This window comes from Streptomyces spororaveus (assembly GCF_016755875.1).
GTDB classification, from domain to species: domain Bacteria; phylum Actinomycetota; class Actinomycetes; order Streptomycetales; family Streptomycetaceae; genus Streptomyces; species Streptomyces spororaveus.
In genome coordinates, this window is sequence record NZ_BNED01000005.1 from 5,848,531 (window position 1) to 5,866,785 (window position 18,255).

The following is an 18,255-nucleotide window of genomic DNA, read 5'->3' on the forward strand; positions in this document are numbered from 1 at the left end:
AACGGCCCCCCGCCGCATCGTGACGGGGGGTCCTTCGGCATCCGGATCCACAGCTGGGTACGTTGTGGACATGATGACGGGCGACTGGCGCAAGGACCGGATCGGAACCGCGCTGCGGGGTGAAAACCCCACGGTGCTGAGGCGCTTGGGCGCCGGGTTCGCTGCGATCGGCGATGTGCAGTTCCTGCCGGGCTACTCGGTGCTCTTGGCCGACGATCCGACCGTCGAGAGGCTGTCGGACCTGCCCAGGGACAGGCGGCTCGCGTTCCTGTCCGACATGGACCACCTGGGAGAAGCCGTCGAGAGGGCCTGCCGCCGGTTCGACGGAGCCTTCCGACGGGTCAACTTGGAGATCCTGGGCAACACCGACGGCTTCCTGCACGCGCACGTGTGGCCGCGGTTCGAGTGGGAGCCGTCCGACCTGGTGCGCCTGCCGGTGTGGCTCTATCCCCGCGCCAGATGGAGCGACGCACAGTACGCGCTCGGGCCGCAGCACGACCGGCTGCGCGAGGCGATCGGGGATGAGCTGGACGAGCTGCGCTCGGACGCGTGACGGGCGGGCCCTGACGGGGCGGCGGGGGCCTGCCGCTCCTTCCGTCCTCGGAATGCCGGAGAGCGCGTGGGGCGGGACAATCGGGATCCGCGAGGCCTAGCCCGGAGGTCGCCATGAGCCCTCAGCCGCCACCGCAGTGGGGGCCTGCCCCCGAGCGTCCGCAGGATCGGCGCGGGTGGTTCGCCCGGCATCGGCTGTTGACGGTGCTGCTGGCCGTCACCACCGGGCTCGTGATCCTGGGGGTCCTGGGGTCACTCGGCGGTCAGGATTCGACCGCGCCGCCGCCTGCGACCAAGGCCAAGGCCAAGGCCGTCACGGACTCCGGGCGTCTGCCCGGGGTGGGGGAGCCGGCCCGGGACGGGAAGTTCGAGTTCACCGTCACCCGGCTCCAGCCCGGCGTGGGCCATATCGGGGGTGCGTACGGTCAGGATGCGCAAGGGCAGTTCTACCTCGTGCACATGACCGTGAAGAACATCGGGGACCGGGCGCGCACCTTCGACGGCGCCGACCAGAAGCTCATCGACCGCAACGGCAGCAAGTACAGCGCGGACACCGCCGCGGCCATCCATCTCGACGGAAGCGATTCCTTCCTCCAGCAGATCAACCCGGGCAACGCCGTCGACGGCATCGTCGTCTTCGACGTTCCGAAGAACGCCGACCCCGTCCGCATCGAGCTGCACGATTCGCTCTTCAGCGGGGGCACCACCGTTGATCTGACCAGGCGGCGTTGACCCGGGCGCGTGCCCGGCGTGCTTCCGTCCCAACAGCGAAGACCCCCGGCCGTGAGGTCGGGGGTCTTTCGGGTCAGGCGTTGGGGCGCTTGCCGTGGTTGGCCTTCTTCTTCTTGCGGGCCCGGCGCTTGTTGCCTCGCTTAGCCATGCTGGTCTCCCTTGTCGGCGACTCTCCATGCCTCGGTCAGTCTAGGTTCGGTGCGGTTCCTTCGCATTTGGAGGCGGACGCTCCCTTGGCCGGTGGTGGCCGGCGTGGGATCGTCGGGGGATGGGCGAGCTCGCGTGGGGTGGGTTGGTCGTCGGCGTGGTCGCCGTGGCGCTGGCGCTGATGGAGCGGTCCCTGGGGGTGGGGTTCGAGCGGAAGCGGGACGAGGAGCGGGCGCGGCTGCTCGCGCACCTCGCCGAGCCGGGCGACGCCGACGGGCCGTCCGTCGTGCCCGGCGGGGGGAAGTTCCAGGACGTCGGCGGGATCCCGCACCCCGCGGCGCGGCTCGGCGACCGGCGGGACGACTTCACCCCGATCCTCGTCGAGTACTACGCCTACGGACTGACCCAGGCACGGAGCAGCTTTGTGACCAGCCAGCGGTTCGCCGGCGTCGGGGCGGCGATCCTGCTGGTCGGGGTCGCACTGGCCGTCTGGAAGGCCGAGGCCGACGGGGAGCTGTACCTGGGGATCGTCACGAGCGCGGCGGGGCTGGTCACCACCCTGATCGGGCAGCTCTTCCACCGGCGGGCCGACATCGCGCTCCGGCACATGGCCGACCAGACCGCCTCGCTGCGCGACGACCGGCGGGCCGCCGAGACGACCCAGCAGGCCATCGAACTGCTCGACACGGTCGAGGACGCGGGGTTGAGGGCCCGCCTCCAAGCCGGTTTGATCATGAAACTTTCCGGGGCCGAGCTGCCCCGGTAGCGGGATAGTAGGGGTATGTGCCGCTCCATTAAGACCCTGCGCCCGCCCGCGATCCCCGAGAAGGCGACCGAGGAGGAGATCCGCGCCGCCGCCCTCCAGTACGTACGGAAGGTGTCCGGGTTCCGGGCGCCCGCCGCGCACAACCGCGAGGTGTTCGAAGCGGCGGTGGACGCCGTCGCCGAGGCCACCGCGGCCCTGCTCGACGGGGTACACGTACGGGGCCAGGCCGCCCCGGCCTGACCCGGACCACGCCGACCAGGCCGACCAGGCCTACGAGGCCGCCGCGCGGCGGCGCATCACCCACACTCCGGCGCCCAGCGCGCCCGCGGTGAGGGCGCCGCCGACGGCGATCTGCCCGGGGCTCATCGAACCGATGCTGCCACCCGTACCACCCCGCGCCGCACCCAAGCTGACCTGCAGGGACAAGGTGACGCGCTCGCCGCCGGGGCCACCGCACTCGAAGACGACACGGTGCGCACCCGAGCTGGCGTTGTTGAAGACGGTGGCGCTGCCGATCAGGCTGGCGGCGGTCTGGTTGCCCGGGGTCAGCCGGGCCTCGCCGAAGGCGGTCGAGGTGACTCTGGCGACCTGCGTCCCGCAGCCCGTGACATTGAGCGCGACCCGGCCGCCCGGGGCGACGGCGGTGGGGGAGACGGTGGCGGAGGGGAAGGCGTACGCGAGGGTGGCGGGAGCGGCGGCAGCGGCGATGAGGGTCGCGGCCGCGACGGTCACCAGGCGGCGTGCTGCCGCGCGCGGTGCGGCGGGCGGTTTGGCGGGCATGGAGAGGACTCCTCGGCTCGTCGAAACGGCGCGGCCGGGCCACGGATGTGAGGCGCATTCGGTTGCGCACCGTGCTGTGGACGCTAGGAGCCCAGCCCGGGAGCGGCGATCGGGGCCGGGTGAACGGGTGAGCCACTGCTCCACCCGGGGGAGCGCCGGGGAAAGCGGAGCCGCCTACGCCGCGGCCGGCGGCGGGCGGCGGACGAGGAACGCCGCCAGTGCGCCCGCGGCGAAGAGGGCGACCACCGACAGCGCGGTGCCCAGCCACTGGGTGCCCAGCCACTGCGTACCGAAGTAGCCGAGAGCCACGCTGTAACCGGCCCAGGCCATGCCCGCCAGGACGGACCAGGGCAGGAACTCCGCCACCTTGCGCTGGGTCTTGCCCGCGCCCAGGGACACCACCGAGCGTCCGGCCGGGGCGAAGCGGGCGATGACCACCAGGGCGCCGCCGCCGCGCGCCAGAGCCGTGCCGAGGCGCTCATGGGCCCGGGTCAGCCGGCGGGAGCGGGCGATCGCCCGGTCCAGCCGGGCACCGCCGCGCCGGGCCAGCCTGAACGCGGCCATGTCGCCCAGCACCGAGGCGGTCGTGGCGATCACGAGCAGGAGCAGGATGTCCGGCACCTGCTCGGGTACCGGCACCGGCACCGGGCCCGCCGCGCCGGCGGCCGCCGCGGCCGCCGCCGCAGTGATCACAAGCACCCCGCTCGGGAGCACCGGGAGGAAGACGTCGAGCACGATGGACACCGCCACGAGGGCGTAGATCCATGGGCTCGCGGTCAGCGATCCCAGCGTCTCAAACAAAACGGGACTCCCCAGTCCGGTTGACGTGCGGCGGCACGATGCGCCGCGACGTCGCGGGGAGCGGCAGGAGCGGCTTGACAGCCAGACAGCGTACGCCCGGCGTTCACACCCTGGATCCCCGGGGCGCCCGCCCGGCGCGCCCGGCCCGCCCGGCAGGGACGTCCGGCGGAGACGTCCGCCCGGGCCCCCCGCACCGCCGGGACGCCGAGTCCAGCCCCCCGTACCGCCGGGGCCGGCGCTCCCGCTACTCCGCCGCCGTGAGATCCCGGTCCAGCACCGTCACCAGCACGGCCCCCGCGCGCTTCTTGCGCGCCTGGTCCAGCCGCAGCCGAGCCGTCCGCCCCGACAGGGCCAGCGTCATCAGCTGGTTCCCGAACCAGGGCCCACCCGTACGCCGCCAGTTCAGCGGGGGCCGCCCCGTCCGCCCGTGCAGGGAGAAGCCGCGCCCCAGCCACCGCCCCGTCCGGGACCAGCCCAGCCGGAAACCCCACTTCACCGCGGTATGGATGGAATTGTGAACCGGCGAGCACGTCAGCTGGAACACCCGCGCGGTACTCGGTATTCGAGGCTCCGCCACATACGCGTGATGCACGTCCCCGGACAGCACGCACACCGTCGCCGGCGCCCGCGGCCCCGTCCCGACCTCCTCGATCAGATCCGTCAGCGCCGCGAACGAGGCCGGGAACGCCGCCCAGTGCTCCAGATCGCTGCGCCGGCGCAAGTTCTCCCCGATCCGCGCCCAGCGCGGCCCCCGCTCCCCGCGGCACAGCGCGGCGTTCCAGGTCTCGGCATCGTGGATCAGCGGCGGCATCAGCCAGGGCAGCGAGGACCCGATCAGCAGGTGGTCGTAACCACCGTGCCCGGCCAGGGCGTTCTCCCGCAGCCACTGCTGCTCCGCCGGATCGAGCATCGCCCGCCCGTCCTCGGCCAGCACCCGCGCGGCCCGGGTGTCCACCATCAGCAGCCGGGTCCGGCCGAAGTCGCGCCGGTAGCTCCAGCGCACCGTGCCCGGATCGGCATCCGCCGCGGACGCGAAGGCCTGCAGCACGTCCGTACCGTCCGGGGTCTGCCGTACCGCCTCGTAGACCGCGTCGGCCGCCAGCTCGGCGGGGGAGAGGTTGCCCAGGTGCTGGTACACCCAGTACGACATCAGCCCGCTGAGGACACGCTCCCGCCACCACGGCGTCGCCCGCATCTCCGCCAGCCACGCCGCGCTCGTGTTCCAGTCGTCGATGACGTCGTGGTCGTCGAATATGTGCAGGCTGGGGACGGTCGACAGCAGCCAGCGGATCTCAGGGTCGAGCCAGGACTCGTAGTAGAGCCGGGTGTACTCCTCGTAGTCCGCGACCTGGGCACCCGGCGGCTCCCGAAGGTCCCGCCGGGCCGCGAGCCACTGCCGGGTCTCCCGCGACAGCGCGTCCGCGTACACCTGGTCGCCAAGCAGCAGCAGGAGGTCGGGGCGCACCGCATCCGGGTCCGCGGCCAGCCGCGCCGCGAGCGTGTCGAGCGCGTCCGCGCCATGGGGCCCGCGCCGGCCGGCGGGCGGCGCGGCCTGCCGGCAGGAACCGAAGGTCACGCGCAGCCCGGGAGCGGACCGGCCGGGGCCCGCCACGGCCGGAGCGCTGATCGTGCTCGGCGGGAAACCGCTCTCCGGCAGCGGCCACACCGGCCGGCCGTCGAGCAGCACCTCATACGCCGTGGTCGCACCAGGGGTCAGGCCGGTCACCGGCACGAGCGCGTAGTGGTGACCGGCTATCTGGAAGGTGCGCGCACTGCCGCCCGCCCCGTCCGCGCACCGCACCTCGGCCGTGCACGGGCGGTCCGCCTCGACCCATATCGTGGCCGACCGGCCCGTGTCCCAGTCGACGTGGCGCAGCAGCGGCCCCAGACGCAGTCCGGCCATGCAACTCCCCCTCCTCCGTAGCCCCTTCGATCACGGTACGACGGGTGGGGGGAGCCACGCCTCCCCCTGACGGGGGAAAGATCGGCCGGCTTGGTCAGCAGCCGTTCAGGATGTTGACCAGGGCCGTCTTCTCGCCGGAGTCCATGCTCAGGGCGTAGTACTGCTTCACGTTGACCCACATCCGTGCGTACGTGCAACGGTAGGCCGTCCGCGAGGGCAGCCACTTGCCGGGGTCGAGGTCCCCCTTGGCCTGGTTGACGTTGTCGGTGACCGCGATGAGCTGCGGGCGGGTGAGGTCGTTGGCGAACTGCTGGCGCTTGCTCGTGGTCCAGGAGTTGGCACCGGAACGCCAGGCCTCGGCGAGCGGAACGACGTGGTCGATGTCGAGGTCGGAGGCGGCGGTCCAGGTGGCGCCGTCGTACTCGGAGTACCAGCTGCCGCTCACCGCGGCGCAGGCGGAGTCCTGGACGACATTGACGCCGTCCCGCTTGAGGACGGTCTCGCGGGTGTTGCAGCTGCCGGAGACGGTGCTCCAGTGCGGGAAGAGGTCGCGGCTGTAGCCGCTGGTGGACCCCTCGGTCTTCGGGGTGACCGTCGCCAGGTAGGCGCGGGCGGCCGAGGCGCTGATGGGGGTGGGCGGGGCGGCCTGGGCGGCGGGAGCGTTGAGCAGGGAGGTCAGTGCGGCGAGTGCAGCTGCTGACGCGAGCACGCCAATTCGACGCGCGTAGATGCTGGGTATGAGTGCCATGAGGGGCTCCCTGGGTGCGGGGGGTGTGGCCGTGCAGCCCCGGCGGGGCGTGGCCATCGTGGCGGCGCCGGGTATCGCGGGGATGGGCGCCAGGTGACAGCCTGGCGACATGAGCACGTCACATCAAGTCGCTCAACGTCCCGGATTTAATCGGAAGTTGACATTCCGCGACCGCGGGAGGGCATGAAGGCGCCGCCGGAGGCGACGCGGGGCGACCCGAGGCGGGACCAAAGACCCATTCCGGCCCACCGGGGGCGTCGCGTACTCTGATCGGAGCAGAAGGGGAGTAGCTCTTCGCCGGACCGTCGACATACTGCTGGGTCACCCCAGCCGGCGCCCGGAGGCAGGCCGCTGACAGCGGTCGGCCAGCGAGACCTTCGGCCGCAGTGTCCTGTTCCGCGCAGGCGCGTTTCGCACGCGCACGCGCAAGCCAGGGCGCCGCCGAGCCGAAGCGATCCCTGACACAGCCCAGGTCTCTCGGTCCCGATGGCGTCCTGCCCGACCGATCGAGGTTTCACCCCCGTGTTCAGCTTCAGCATCACGGCGATCGCCTTCGGCGTCGTCTTCCTTGCCGAACTCCCCGACAAGACGGCCCTCGCCGGCCTGATGCTCGGCACGCGCTACCGCGCCTCCTACGTCTTCGCAGGCGTCGCCGCCGCCTTTGCCGTACACGTCGCACTCGCCATCGCCGCAGGCAGCGTCCTCACGCTGCTCCCGCACCGGCTCGTCCAGGCCGTAGTCGGCATCCTCTTCCTCCTGGGAGCGGCCATGCTGCTCCTGAAGAAGGACGACGGCGACGAGGAGGTCAAGCCGCCCGCCGACCAGTCTTTCTGGAAGGTCTCCGGGGCGGGCTTCATGCTCATCCTGGTGGCGGAGTTCGGTGACCTGACCCAGATCATGACCGCCAACCTCGCCGCCCGGTACGACGACCCCGTCTCCGTCGGCATCGGCGCCGTGCTCGCGCTGTGGGCCGTCGCGGGCATCGGCATCCTGGGTGGTCGCACCCTGATGAAGTACGTGCCGCTGCGGCTGATAACCAAGATCGCGGCGGCCGTGATGGCCGCACTGGCCGCGTTCTCGCTGTACGAGGCGATCGCGGGCTGACGCGCCGGAGGCGCGGGCCGCGGAGGCGGCGGATATTTCCTTGCGGGAGGCGAACGTACAGGTCAGGCTCATGCGCGTGACCGACATCGCTGCCTCCACCGGCCCCTTCGTCCGCCCATCCGTCCGCCCCTCCATCAGCCCTTTCACCGAGCCGGTGCCCATGCCGGGGCCGGTGCCGGTGCGCGTGTCTGCGGGTGCGGCTGCGGGCGAGGCCGCGTCGTCGGCCGTGTCCGCCGAGGACCGGCAGTTCGGCTGGTCCAACATGTTCGTCCACCCCGACGAGGACACCCGGACCGACGGCGGTTTCCAGGGCGAGCGTGCCGTACTCGCCGGCTACCTCCGCGACCAGCGCCTGACGCTGGAGCTCAAGTGCGCGGGCCTCGACGCGGAAGCCCTGGCACGGCGCTCGGTGGAACCCTCCAACCTGTCCCTGCTGGGCCTCGTACGCCACCTCGCGGGCGTCGAGCAGTACTGGTTCCGACAGGTCATGGCGGGCCAGCGGATACGCCGGCACTACCGCTCGGAGGAGGATCCCGCGGGAGAGTTCACCGGCGCAGTGCCCGACCCCCAGGTCGTCGCGGACGCGTGGGCCACCTGGCGCGCCGAGGTCGCCTTCGCGGAACAACTGGTCGCGGAAGCCCCCGACCTGGACGTCGCGGGTGACAGCGGACACGGCGACGAGCCGATGGAACTCCGCGAGGTCCTGGTCCACATGATCGAGGAATACGCCCGCCACAACGGCCACGCGGACTTCCTGCGGGAATGCATCGACGGCCGAGTGGGGCAGTAGCCGGCGGCTCCGCGCGGGGCGGGGCGGCGGGGCGGTGGCTCCGGTGTGCGGGAGTCGGGCGGGCGGGTCCGGGACTGGGGGTGGAGGCTTCGGGAGGGGGAAGCCACCCCGACCGGAGCGGGAACTCTGGGCGGCGGCTGCGGAGGGCGGGAGCTGCTCATTCGGTGGTCAGTGATGTGTATGGGGGTTTCCCGTCAGTCTCATCGTCTCTCCGTGTCGGGCCGGTCCCTCAAGGGCGCTCGTTCCTCGCGTCGCTTCGCGATGGCCTGACGGCCACCCTTGACCGACCGTCCCGCCCCGGAAATCCGAAGACTGCCGAGAAGCCCCCAAAAGAACGAGCCGGTCCAGGCTCTAAGGGACGGGGTGGTCGGAGATGCCCTGCCCGGACGGGGGTGGGGACGACCGACAGGCGGGGCCCATGACAGCCGCCGCCCGTGTCGGGGAAGCGCACCAATTCGCTACGCGCTCCCCATCTCTCAGCGTCCGACGACCGTCCTGGGCTGGACATAGGCCGCCCACGACCTCGCATCTACCCTCGACCTGTGTCCGACGACCGGCCGGGGCTGCTTATAAGCCGCCCACCATCCACGGGGTTCTTCGAGACTGCGCCCGGCGGCCGGTTTGGGGCTGGTGAGAGCCGCTGAGAGGGGCTGACGGCTGAGAGCTCCGGTATTCGGTCGTGGAACCGGGTCAGCGCGAGTGTGACACCACAAACCCATCACCAAATGAGGGCAATCAGGGCAAACTGCCTTCCCTCTGGGCTTCCCACATGCGCTGACCCCAATCCACGACGAAATAGCCGCAGTCCCAAGCCCTTTCACCCCGTGCAGGCGTCAGACGCCGTCGATGAGGACATCCGATGCGCCTGGGCGCGCGGACCGGCCGTCGGTCGCCACCAGCGGGGAGCGACCAGGGGGTGTGGGCGGCCATTGCCGGCCGCAGATGATCGCCGGTCGCGGCAAGGAGAAGTGCGTGGGTGGTGGGCGGCTTCTACCCGGCCGTAGACGGTCGTCGGGCGCAGGTCGAGTATCGGATGGAGGTCGTGGGCGGCGTACGCCCAGCCCAGGACGGTCGACGGCCGCAGGTTGAGCGTGGGATCGGGGTCGTGGGCGGTCTATGTCCAGCCCAGGACGGTCGTCGGACGCTGAGATGTGGGGAGCGCGTAGCGATTGGTCGCGCTTCCCCGGTCCGGGTCGGGGTCTGGATGGGCCCCGCCTCGGGAACGTGCCCACCCGGGACCGGGCAGGGGGTCTCTGGCCGCCCCGTCCTGATCCTTGAGTGCCCGGCTCGTTCTTTTGGGGGGCTTCTCGGCAGTCTTCGGATTTCCGGGGCGGGACGGTCGGTCAAGGGTGGCCGAAGGCCATCGCGAAGCGACGCGAGGAACGAGCGCCCTTGAGGGACCGGCACGACACGGAGAGACGATGAGACTGACGGGAAACCCCCATACGCCACTCTGGCCACCGACTGAGCGGCTACCGCTCTTCGGAGCCCGCTCCAGGACTCGGAACCGGGTCAGCAGGCTTCCGTAGGTCGGAGCCGCCGCCCAGGAGTCCGACTCTGCCCGACGGGGCCCTGCATGCGAAGCCGCCGCTGCACCTGCCGGCTTCGGGCAGTCGGGTTCCGCTGCCCGGAGCCGCCGCCCTGGCGCTGCGTTCCGCCCGGTCGGCTGCCGCCGTCCCGTGCCGCCGCCCGGCCTCGTAGCCTGCCCGGGCGGCGCCCGCGTACCGGAGCCGCCGTCCCAGGGGCATGGCTCCGCCCGGCCTGGCTGCGTACCCCCGTGGGGGCGGCGTCAGGCCGCCGACTGGAGTGTGATGGTGATCGAGCCGTCCGGGGTGGTGGTGACGTGCAGTGCCGTCAGGTCCGGGACGTGGGCCGTCGGGGCGTGGGCGGCAGCTCGGGGGCCCACGCCGATGACGCGCATGCCCGCCGCCCGGCCCGCGGTGATGCCCGCGGCCGAGTCCTCGAAGACGATGCAGTCGGCCGGGTCCACACCCAGTGCGGCGGCGCCCATGAGGAAGCCCTCGGGGTCGGGCTTGCTGGCCTGGACGGACTCGGCCGTGACCCGTATCTCGGGCATCGGCAGGGCGGCGGCGGTCATCCGGGCCGTGGCCAGGGCGGTGTCGGCGGAGGTGACGAGGGCGTGGGGCAGACCGTCGAGCGCGGCCATGAACTCCGGGGCGCCCGCGACCGGGATCACGCCATCGGTGTCCGCCGTTTCACGGGCCAGCATCACCGCGTTCTCGGCGTGGTTGACCTCCATGGGCCGGTCCGGCAGGAGGACGGCCATGGTGGCGTAGCCCTGGCGGCCGTGCACCACCTTCATCGCTTCCTGTGGGTCCAGCCCGTGGGAGACCGCCCAGTCGCGCCAGCAGCGTTCGACCACCGCGTCGGAGTTGACGATCGTGCCGTCCATGTCCAGGAGCAGGGCCTTGGCGGTGAGGGCGACGGGTGCGGTGGTGGTGCTGGCCGGCATCGGCGGGGCTCCAGACGGGGCGGGAAAAAGAACAAGTGGTTCCGTCCACCGGTCAGGGAATGAGGACGGAACCACTTTGTTCCTTCACGATACAAAACAAAGGGCGGTCCGCGCCACCAGCGGACATGTGACGCTTATCCCTCCAGAGCCTTGCGGGTCACCGGCCCGTAGAAGCCCCACTCCTGATCGTCGATCCCTCTGTCGTACTGGAACTCCGACACGGCGTCCTCCACGCGCCCGTCGAACCGGCCGTTGATCCTGCCCCGGTAGAGGCCCTGTGCCGCCAGCAGACGCTGGAGCTTCTCCACCTCCGAACCCGTGTCCCCGTGCCGCAGCGTCGGGGCCTGCGGCGTGGGCGGCGGGCTGGAGGAGCGGATCGCGCTCGGGGAGGGGCTGGGCGACGGGGGCGCCGAGGTGCGGGACGCGCTCGGCGAAGGAGACGGGGACGCCGACTTCGAGGCGCTCGGCGACGGGGAGGCCGAGTGGGACGGGCCGCCCTTGCTCGGGGACGGGCTCGCGGAAGGCGCGGCCGGGGCGGCGCTCGTCACGGGCGCCGACGCCTTCGCGTCCATCAGCACGGCGTCGTTCTCGGCGGCACTCGGCAGCGCCCACACCGCCACGGCCGTCCCGCTGAGGGCGACCGCCGCCGCGGCGCCGATCAGCAGCGCGAGTGGCTTTCGGGAGGAGGGGCCGGTTCGCTTCTCCGGGCCCCCGCCCCCGCCCCCACCCCCTCCCGTTTCGCCGTTGTACGTGTGGCCCGCCGCCGGGACCGCACGGAGCTGGACCGTCTCGGCCGGGTTCGGCGCGTACGCGGGCCCGGCAGGCCCGGCGGGCCATGGTCCGTCCTGCGGCTGCACGGGTATGCCGTACGCCGGGGTGTCGTCCTGCGCCGGCACCGGTACGGGCGCGGGGCGCGGGTCCGGGGCCACCGCGCCGGAGACCGGCTGCGGGGACACCGGGGCGTCCGGCTCGCCGGGGTCGGGCAGGGTCACGTACGGGCGGATGCGCAAGGGGTTGAAACCCACACCCGGCACGCACCCGCAGCCGACGCCGGCGGCGCCGCATTCTGGACAGTGCTGACGGCTCACTGGACTCCCTCCCTCGCTATTGCCTGCGATTATGCAGACCCGCAGGAGCCCTCCCAACCGCCCGAGAGGCCATAACCGGACACACCGCTCAGGATGGAGATGTTGATCCGGCCTGAGGAGGTATCGATGGCTCAGGATGTGACCGCGCAGGGCCCGGGCCCCGTTCCCGACCCGGACAGGACCGGCCCGGCCGCCGAGCACGCCTCCCGCGATGTGCTCGTCTCCATCGGAGCCCTGCTCCTGGGTCTGCTGATCGCCGCACTCGACCAGACCATCGTCTCCACCGCCCTGCCGACCATCGTCAGCGACCTCGGCGGCATGGCGCACCTGTCCTGGGTCGTCACCGCCTACATGCTCGCCTCCACGGCCGCCACCCCCCTGTGGGGCAAGCTCGGCGACCAGTACGGACGCAAGAAGCTCTTCCAGTACGCCATCGTCCTCTTCCTCATCGGGTCGGCGCTGTGCGGGATCGCCCAGGACATGCCCCAGCTCATCGGCTTCCGCGCCCTGCAGGGACTGGGCGGCGGAGGACTGATCGTGCTGTCGATGGCGATCGTCGGCGACATCGTCCCGCCGCGCGAGCGTGGCAAGTACCAGGGCCTCTTCGGTGCCGTCTTCGGCGCGACCAGCGTGCTGGGCCCGCTGCTGGGCGGCCTGTTCGTCGACAACCTGTCGTGGCGCTGGGTCTTCTACATCAACATCCCCATCGGCCTCGTCGCGCTCGTCGTCATCGCCGCCGTCCTGCGCATCCCGGCGCGCTCCTCGAAGCACACCATCGACTACCTCGGCACCTTCCTCATCGCCTGCGTCGCCACCTGTCTCGTGCTCGTCGCCTCCCTCGGCGGTACCTGGGGCTGGGGCTCGGCCCGGATCATCGGCGTCGCCGTCCTCGGCGCCGTCCTGCTCGCCGCCTTCCTCGTCGTGGAGCGCAAGGCGGCCGAACCCGTCCTGCCTCTGGGCCTGTTCCGCATCCGTACCTTCACCCTCTGCTCGGCGATCAGCTTCGTGGTCGGCTTCGCGATGTTCGGGGCGATGGTGTACCTGCCGACCTTCCTGCAGATAGTTCAGGGCGTCTCGCCGACCATGTCCGGCGTCCACATGCTGCCGATGGTGATCGGCATGCTGCTCACCTCCACCGCCTCCGGCCAGATCGTCAGCCGTACCGGCCGCTGGAAGGTCTTCCCGATCGCCGGCACGGCGGTGACCGCGATCGGCCTGCTCCTCCTGCACCAGCTGCACCGCACCAGCTCCACCTGGGAGATGAGCGTCTACTTCTTCGTCTTCGGCGCCGGCCTGGGCCTGGTCATGCAGGTGCTCGTCCTGGTGGTGCAGAACGCGGTGAGCTATGCCGACCTCGGCGTGGCGACCTCCGGTGCCACCTTCTTCCGTTCCATCGGCGCCTCCTTCGGCGTCGCCGTCTTCGGCACGGTCTTCACCCATCAGCTCGACGACAAGCTGGCCGCCTCCCTCGCGGGAGTCACGCTGCCCGCCGGTGCGAGCGTCGCGCAGCTGGAGGCCGACCCGCGGGCCATCGCCGCACTTCCCGCCGAGCTGCAGCCGCGGGTGCTCGACGCCTACGCCACCGCCATCACCGATGTGTTCCTCTACGCGGTGCCGATCGTCCTGATCGCCTTCGTGATCGCCTGGTTCCTGAAGGAGGACAAGCTCCGCGTCTCGGTCACCGCCCCCGATGTGACGGAGACCCTGGCCTCCAACCCCGTCCAGCGCTCCTCCCACGACGAGGTCGCCCGCGCCCTGACGGTCCTCGGCACCCGTGAGGGCCGCCGTCACGTCTACGAGAAGATCACCGAGAAGGCGGGGTACGACCTGCTGCCCGCTTCCAGCTGGCTGCTGCTGCGGATCAAGAGGTACGGCTCCGTGGAGCCCTCGGTGCTCGCCGAGCGCACCAATGTGCCGCTGAAGGTCGTCACGGACGCCGCTCGGCAGATCGAGGAGCGTGGGCTCGCCGTCCGGGACGGGCTGCCGCTGGTGCTGACCGACGAGGGGCGCGTGAGCGCCGCGAAGCTCGCGGAGGCCCGGCAGGATTCCCTCGCCGAGCTGCTCGGCGACTGGTGGGGCCCGGACCGTCCCACCGACCTGGTGAAGCTGGTGAAGCAGATCAACGCGGAGCTGTGCGGTTCCGACGCCGAGGAGCCCTACGACGCCTTGTCGCGTCGGGACCACGCCGCCCACTAGGCCGCCTCGGGCTCAGACCAGGCGCTTCTCGAACCAGTGCTGTGCGTAGGGGCCGGAGTTGTAGGCCGGTATTTCCGCATACCCCTGACGCGCGTACAATGCCCGGGCCTCCACGAGATCCGACCGGGTGTCCAGCCTGACCCGCTCGGCGCCGAGCGCACGGGCCTCCGCCTCCAGGACCTTCAGCAGAGCCGCCCCGCCGCCGGTGCCGCGGGCGCGCCGGTCGACGTAGACCCTGGTGAGCTCGGCGGTGCGGGGGTCGAGCAGCCGGATCCCGCCGCACGCCAGGGGCTCGCCGTCCAGTCTGCCGACGACGAACTGCCCCGTCGGCGGGACCAGCCCGTCGTCCGGGAAGTCGAGCAGGCCTTGGTCGATCTCGGCCTCGGTGACCTGCCGTTCCCAGTACCGGCCGGCGACCTCGGCGTAGTAGGCGCGGCGCAGGGCGGTGGCGGCCGCGGTGGTGAAGGGTTCGGGGGCCACGGTCCACGACAGGGTGGGTGCGGCGGCCGGTGCGGGTGCGGGCGCGGGGGTGCGGAGTTCGCTGTGAGTGGTCATGGCGTCATTGTGGAGTTCACGCCGGATGTCCCGCGTGGAATATCCACAAGGCCGGGCCGATGATAGGAAAAAGACATTCCCTGCGTACCCGGAGGGTGGGAACGCCATGTCAGAGCATCCCGACTGTGCCCTGGTCCGCCGCGGCTACGAGGCCTTCGGCAAAGGCGACATGGACACGATGAGCACGCTGTTCACGGCCGATGTCATCCACCACGTGCCCGGCAGCAACCCGCTGTCCGGACACCACAAGGGGCGGGAGAACGTCCTCGACCTCCTCCGCCGCCTCGGCGAGGAGACGAAGGGCACCTTCCAGGTGGAACTGGAATCGGTGCTGGCGGACGGGCGGGGGCACGTGATGGCCTTCCACACGGCGCGCGCCGACCGCGGAGACCGCGGTATCGAGATCCGTCAGGGGCTCTTCTTCACGATCATCGGCGGCAAGATCACCGATATCGACCAGTGCACCGCGGACATCGACGAGGAAGACGCCTTCTGGAGCTGACCCCTCCCGCATCCCCTCCGCATCCCCTCTTCGGCGCCCGTGGCGCGCCACGGGCGCCGATCAGAGCCCGGCCCGCACGACCCGGGCCCTGATCATCGCGTCAGGCCTGCTTCGGACCCGCCTGCTGCACGACCTCGAACGACCACACCGTCGAGCCGGAGGCCGCCGGCTTCGGCCGCTCGCCGCCGCCCTCGCCCGCGCCCCCGCCCTGGTGAGCGGCCTTCATCGGCCCCTCCATCCACGCCTGGAAGTCCTGCTCCGAACGCCAGCGCGTGTAGACCAGATACTGGTCCGTGCCCTCCACCGGGCGCAGCAGCTCGAACCACTCGAACCCGTCCGAGCTCTCCACCGCCCCGGCCCGGGAGGCGAAGCGCTTCTCCAGGATCTCCCGCTGCTCGGCGGGCACCGTCAGTGCGTTGATCTTTACAACACTAGGCACAGGACACCTCTCATGACACAGGCCGGGCCGTACGCCCGGCCTTCACGACATGCGTGCAGTTTCCTACATCAGCCCGCAGCAGGGGCCGCACCCACCCGGGCGGCCCCTGCTGCGCTGCCGGTCCTGAGCCCCGTTTCAGGGCTGCGGCGGACGGCCCTGCCCGGACGCGGGCGGCTCCTTGCCGATCTGCTCGTTCAGCTTCTGCTGTGCCGTGTCGACCTGGCTCTGGTACTTGTTGCCGGTCTTCGCGTCGAAGGCGTCTCCGGCCTTCTCGACGCCTTGGCGGGCCTGGTCGGGGTGTCCCTTGATGAGGTCTTTGAGCTTCTCGAACATGGACATGAGCCGTCCTCTCCACGGAATACGTGTCCACCTCAGCTTCGCCACGAAGCCCGGTGCCCGCACCTGGAGAGCCCGGAAGCCCTTGTCGATCTTCGCTGTGCCCGTGAGGGCCATCCAACGCATCCCGTGGGGGATATCGTCGTGCGGGTAATGGAGCGCGGCAGCCAGGCGAAGTCAGGGTTGCGGTCAACACGGCGGGAGGCCGGCGAGGCGTGGCTAACGCGGCAGAGCACAGCGGGGCGAACGGACATGCCGGAGTCATAGGCGATCACGGCAGGCTCGGGGCGGCCCGCCTCCTCCTGTGGGCGCTGGCCGGGGCCCTCGCCGTCAGACAGGCCGCCGCCGTGCTGCGGGTACCACCGGCCGAATGGCTGAACGGCTTCCACCTCCCGGGCAGCCTGCCGGGATCGGTCTACGACACCGGCCAGTTCTCCGACACCCCCTTCGCCGGGCTGGTCCTCAAGCCGCTCGTCGGCGTCGCCGCCCCGTCGCTGGAGGTCGCCTGGACCTGCGTGACGCTGGTGTGCGTCGCCGCCATCGGGCTCGTCGCCGCCCGCGGCCTGCCCGACCCGGTGCCACGGCGCACCGCACTGCTCGCCGCGCCCGTGCTCACGGCCCTGATGATGGTCTCGCTTCCCGTCCGCGAGGCCGCCTCACCCGGCCAGACCGCCGTCCTTCCCGTCCTGCTGGTGCTGCTGGCCGTCTTCCGCGTGCCCGGCGACCGCCCCGCCGGCTTCCTCGTCGGCCTCGCCGCCGCGCTCCAGCCCGCGCTGCTGCTGTTCGCACCGCTGCTGTGGCTGACCGGACGCCGCCCCACCGCACACACCGCCGCCGTGACCTTCGCCGGAGCCACCGCGCTGTCCTGGGCCGCCATGCCGCGCGACTCCTGGACGTACTGGGTCCAGCACCTGGCCGGTACCGGCCTCGGCGGCGCCCCCGACGGCCTCGCCAACCAGTCCGTGCACGGCGCGCTCCTGCGCCTCGGCCTGACCGGACCCGTCGAGATCCTGCTCTACGCCGCCCTCGCGGCCGCCATCGTCTGGACCGGCCTGCGCCGCGCCGTCCGCTACGCCCGCGACGGCCAGCTGCTGCTCGCCGTCGCCGTCACCGGCTGCGTCGCCGTCGCCGTGTCCCCGGCCGGCTGGCGCCACCAGCTGCTGTGGGTGCTGCTCGCGGTCGCCGGCAAGGTCGGCAAGCGGGCTGCCGACCGGCCCGTGTGGCCGGTGGCCGTGGTCCTCGCCATGACCCTGCCGAGCACGATGCTGCTGCCGAACCTGGCCGCGCTGGCCCCCGTACGGGACAACGTGCTGCTGCTCACCGCCGTGGCCGCGGCCTGCGCGGTACCGTTCCTGCCGCGCTCGTCCGCGTACTGGCGCGAACCGGTACCCACCGACTACGGGCGGCCCGCGGCGGCCCGCTGGGCGCGGGTGCCGCTGATGCCGTTCTGGCGGCGCGTACTGTCCCGCCCGAACCTGCTGCTGGAACTCCTCCTGATACGGGTGGGCTACTCGCTCTACTCCCACATCCGGGCCGCCGCGCCCACCAGCCGCAGCCTCGCCGAGGGCAACGGCAGCCAGATCCACGGCATCGAGCGGGCGCTGGGCATCGACATCGAGCACGCCGTCAACCACGCCGTGGTCGGCACGCCCTGGCTGGAGGCCTTCTTCAACTTCTACTACACCTCCTTCCACTTCGTGGTCCCGCTGACGATCCTGGGCCTGCTGTACTGGCGCCGCCCCGGCGACTACCGGTGGGCGCGGGCCTCGCTGGGCCTGGCCACGGTGCTGGCCCTGGCGGGCTTCTGGCTCTACCCGCTCGCGCCGCCGCGCCTGATGCCCGGCCTCGGTTTCATCGACACCGTGCACGGGCCGCAGGACCTGGCCAACCCCTCCTACGGGGCCATGACCGCGATCTCCAACCAGTACGCGGCGATGCCCTCGCTGCACTTCGGCTGGTCGCTGTGGTGCGGGATCGTGATCGTGGTGCTGGCGCCGAAGGGCTGGCAGAAGCTGCTCGGAGCGCTGCACCCGCTGATCACGGTGTGCGCGATCGTGGCCACCGCCAACCACTGGGTACTGGACGCCGTGGGCGGAGCCGTGGTCGTGTCCGCCGGCTTCGCGCTCGTGTACGTGCTGTCCGGGCCGCGGGGGCTGCAGCTGTCCCTGCCCGTGCAGCGCCGGGGTGCCGAGGCGGCGGCGGGCGAGGAGGCGCCGGGCGAGGGGGAGCGGAGGCCGGAGGCGGCCCCGGCCCGGAGCGCGTAGGGGGTCCGGGCCCGCGGTCGCGGACCCTCGCGCAGGCGCCGAGGGTCCTCCCGCAGGCGCCGCGCCCGGCCCGGTGCCA

At 71.9% G+C, this 18,255-nt stretch carries 19 protein-coding genes; 9 read left to right on the forward strand and 10 right to left on the reverse strand.

All coding sequences use genetic code 11. The features are described from left to right. Positions 1 to 73: 73 nt before the first annotated feature. The gene (locus Sspor_RS28850; protein WP_202203924.1) at positions 74 to 553 is read left to right on the forward strand and encodes an HIT family protein; all 480 of its coding nucleotides are present in this window, start codon (positions 74 to 76) and stop codon (positions 551 to 553) included. Between the two features lie 113 nt (positions 554 to 666). Next, on the forward strand, positions 667 to 1,284 hold the full coding sequence (locus Sspor_RS28855) for a DUF4352 domain-containing protein (protein ID WP_202201712.1): 618 nt from the start codon (positions 667 to 669) through the stop codon (positions 1,282 to 1,284). 73 nt (positions 1,285 to 1,357) lie between these two features. Here the strand turns inward: Sspor_RS28855 and Sspor_RS41615 are convergent, their stop codons facing one another. Next, positions 1,358 to 1,432, reverse strand: a complete 75-nt coding sequence (locus Sspor_RS41615) for a 50S ribosomal protein bL37 (RefSeq protein WP_100661309.1) — start codon at positions 1,430 to 1,432, stop codon at positions 1,358 to 1,360. A gap of 120 nt (positions 1,433 to 1,552) precedes the next feature. Here Sspor_RS41615 and Sspor_RS28860 point away from each other — a divergent pair, with 120 nt between their 5' ends. Beyond that, entirely contained in the window at positions 1,553 to 2,197 is a 645-nt protein-coding gene (locus Sspor_RS28860) for a TRADD-N-associated membrane domain-containing protein (RefSeq protein ID WP_237404071.1), read from the forward strand. A gap of 15 nt (positions 2,198 to 2,212) precedes the next feature. Then, positions 2,213 to 2,437 carry a DUF2277 domain-containing protein gene (locus Sspor_RS28865; protein WP_030389450.1) on the forward strand — a complete coding sequence of 75 codons (225 nt, stop codon included), beginning with the start codon at positions 2,213 to 2,215 and terminating at the stop codon, positions 2,435 to 2,437. A gap of 30 nt (positions 2,438 to 2,467) precedes the next feature. On the opposite strand, the gene Sspor_RS28870 is transcribed toward Sspor_RS28865, so the two are convergent. The 4 genes from Sspor_RS28870 to Sspor_RS28885 form a co-directional block, all read right to left on the reverse strand. Beyond that, positions 2,468 to 2,977, reverse strand: a complete 510-nt coding sequence (locus Sspor_RS28870; protein ID WP_202201713.1) for a hypothetical protein — start codon at positions 2,975 to 2,977, stop codon at positions 2,468 to 2,470. 174 nt (positions 2,978 to 3,151) lie between these two features. Further along, positions 3,152 to 3,778, reverse strand: a complete 627-nt coding sequence (locus Sspor_RS28875; protein ID WP_202201714.1) for a DedA family protein — start codon at positions 3,776 to 3,778, stop codon at positions 3,152 to 3,154. A 244-nt stretch (positions 3,779 to 4,022) separates the two neighbouring features. Then, on the reverse strand, positions 4,023 to 5,681 hold the full coding sequence (locus tag Sspor_RS28880; protein WP_202201715.1) for an alkaline phosphatase D family protein: 1,659 nt from the start codon (positions 5,679 to 5,681) through the stop codon (positions 4,023 to 4,025). A 94-nt stretch (positions 5,682 to 5,775) separates the two neighbouring features. Further along, positions 5,776 to 6,420 (reverse strand): HNH endonuclease family protein, encoded by a 645-nt coding sequence (locus tag Sspor_RS28885; RefSeq protein WP_202203926.1) that lies wholly within the window; start codon positions 6,418 to 6,420, stop codon positions 5,776 to 5,778. A 495-nt stretch (positions 6,421 to 6,915) separates the two neighbouring features. On the opposite strand from Sspor_RS28885, the gene Sspor_RS28890 reads away from it, so the two are divergent. Continuing rightward, the gene (locus Sspor_RS28890; RefSeq protein WP_373318842.1) at positions 6,916 to 7,533 is read left to right on the forward strand and encodes a TMEM165/GDT1 family protein; all 618 of its coding nucleotides are present in this window, start codon (positions 6,916 to 6,918) and stop codon (positions 7,531 to 7,533) included. A 262-nt stretch (positions 7,534 to 7,795) separates the two neighbouring features. Next, positions 7,796 to 8,323, forward strand: coding sequence for a DinB family protein (locus Sspor_RS28895; protein WP_202203927.1), 528 nt, complete (start codon positions 7,796 to 7,798; stop codon positions 8,321 to 8,323). Between the two features lie 1,789 nt (positions 8,324 to 10,112). Here the strand turns inward: Sspor_RS28895 and Sspor_RS28900 are convergent. Then, the gene (locus Sspor_RS28900; protein ID WP_202201716.1) at positions 10,113 to 10,796 is read right to left on the reverse strand and encodes an HAD-IA family hydrolase; all 684 of its coding nucleotides are present in this window, start codon (positions 10,794 to 10,796) and stop codon (positions 10,113 to 10,115) included. 134 nt (positions 10,797 to 10,930) lie between these two features. Then, on the reverse strand, positions 10,931 to 11,821 hold the full coding sequence (locus Sspor_RS28905; protein WP_202201717.1) for a peptidoglycan-binding domain-containing protein: 891 nt from the start codon (positions 11,819 to 11,821) through the stop codon (positions 10,931 to 10,933). A gap of 189 nt (positions 11,822 to 12,010) precedes the next feature. Between Sspor_RS28905 and Sspor_RS28910 the strand changes: the two genes are divergently transcribed. After that, positions 12,011 to 14,080 (forward strand): MFS transporter, encoded by a 2,070-nt coding sequence (locus Sspor_RS28910; RefSeq protein ID WP_202201718.1) that lies wholly within the window; start codon positions 12,011 to 12,013, stop codon positions 14,078 to 14,080. A gap of 12 nt (positions 14,081 to 14,092) precedes the next feature. On the opposite strand, the gene Sspor_RS28915 is transcribed toward Sspor_RS28910, so the two are convergent. Further along, the gene (locus Sspor_RS28915) at positions 14,093 to 14,572 is read right to left on the reverse strand and encodes a GNAT family N-acetyltransferase (RefSeq protein WP_202203928.1); all 480 of its coding nucleotides are present in this window, start codon (positions 14,570 to 14,572) and stop codon (positions 14,093 to 14,095) included. Between the two features lie 169 nt (positions 14,573 to 14,741). On the opposite strand from Sspor_RS28915, the gene Sspor_RS28920 reads away from it, so the two are divergent. Then, positions 14,742 to 15,137, forward strand: a complete 396-nt coding sequence (locus Sspor_RS28920; protein WP_202201719.1) for a nuclear transport factor 2 family protein — start codon at positions 14,742 to 14,744, stop codon at positions 15,135 to 15,137. A 100-nt stretch (positions 15,138 to 15,237) separates the two neighbouring features. Here Sspor_RS28920 and Sspor_RS28925 read toward each other — a convergent pair whose 3' ends face one another. Both Sspor_RS28925 and Sspor_RS28930 read right to left on the reverse strand, forming a co-directional pair. After that, on the reverse strand, positions 15,238 to 15,576 hold the full coding sequence (locus Sspor_RS28925; protein ID WP_202201720.1) for an antibiotic biosynthesis monooxygenase family protein: 339 nt from the start codon (positions 15,574 to 15,576) through the stop codon (positions 15,238 to 15,240). 135 nt (positions 15,577 to 15,711) lie between these two features. Further along, positions 15,712 to 15,915, reverse strand: a complete 204-nt coding sequence (locus Sspor_RS28930; protein ID WP_202201721.1) for an antitoxin — start codon at positions 15,913 to 15,915, stop codon at positions 15,712 to 15,714. Positions 15,916 to 16,127: 212 nt separating this feature from the next. Between Sspor_RS28930 and Sspor_RS28935 the strand changes: the two genes are divergently transcribed. Then, positions 16,128 to 18,176, forward strand: coding sequence for a bifunctional glycosyltransferase 87/phosphatase PAP2 family protein (locus Sspor_RS28935; protein WP_202201722.1), 2,049 nt, complete (start codon positions 16,128 to 16,130; stop codon positions 18,174 to 18,176). The last annotated feature ends 79 nt before the right edge of the window (positions 18,177 to 18,255 follow it).

What these genes read in the sequence shown, in the direction of transcription:
- Sspor_RS28860 (WP_237404071.1), top strand. Translation starts at nt 1,553, where the DNA reads ATGGGCGAGCTCGCGTGGGGTGGGTTGGTCGTCGGCGTGGTCGCCGTG.
- Sspor_RS28850 (WP_202203924.1), top strand. Translation starts at nt 74, where the DNA reads ATGACGGGCGACTGGCGCAAGGACCGGATCGGAACCGCGCTGCGGGGT.
- Sspor_RS28930 (WP_202201721.1), bottom strand. Translation starts at nt 15,915, where the DNA reads ATGTCCATGTTCGAGAAGCTCAAAGACCTCATCAAGGGACACCCCGAC.
- Sspor_RS28920 (WP_202201719.1), top strand. Translation starts at nt 14,742, where the DNA reads ATGTCAGAGCATCCCGACTGTGCCCTGGTCCGCCGCGGCTACGAGGCC.
- Sspor_RS28900 (WP_202201716.1), bottom strand. Translation starts at nt 10,796, where the DNA reads ATGCCGGCCAGCACCACCACCGCACCCGTCGCCCTCACCGCCAAGGCC.
- Sspor_RS28895 (WP_202203927.1), top strand. Translation starts at nt 7,796, where the DNA reads ATGTTCGTCCACCCCGACGAGGACACCCGGACCGACGGCGGTTTCCAG.
- Sspor_RS28865 (WP_030389450.1), top strand. Translation starts at nt 2,213, where the DNA reads ATGTGCCGCTCCATTAAGACCCTGCGCCCGCCCGCGATCCCCGAGAAG.
- Sspor_RS28910 (WP_202201718.1), top strand. Translation starts at nt 12,011, where the DNA reads ATGGCTCAGGATGTGACCGCGCAGGGCCCGGGCCCCGTTCCCGACCCG.
- Sspor_RS28890 (WP_373318842.1), top strand. Translation starts at nt 6,916, where the DNA reads ATGGCGTCCTGCCCGACCGATCGAGGTTTCACCCCCGTGTTCAGCTTC.
- Sspor_RS28880 (WP_202201715.1), bottom strand. Translation starts at nt 5,681, where the DNA reads ATGGCCGGACTGCGTCTGGGGCCGCTGCTGCGCCACGTCGACTGGGAC.
- Sspor_RS28870 (WP_202201713.1), bottom strand. Translation starts at nt 2,977, where the DNA reads ATGCCCGCCAAACCGCCCGCCGCACCGCGCGCGGCAGCACGCCGCCTG.
- Sspor_RS28855 (WP_202201712.1), top strand. Translation starts at nt 667, where the DNA reads ATGAGCCCTCAGCCGCCACCGCAGTGGGGGCCTGCCCCCGAGCGTCCG.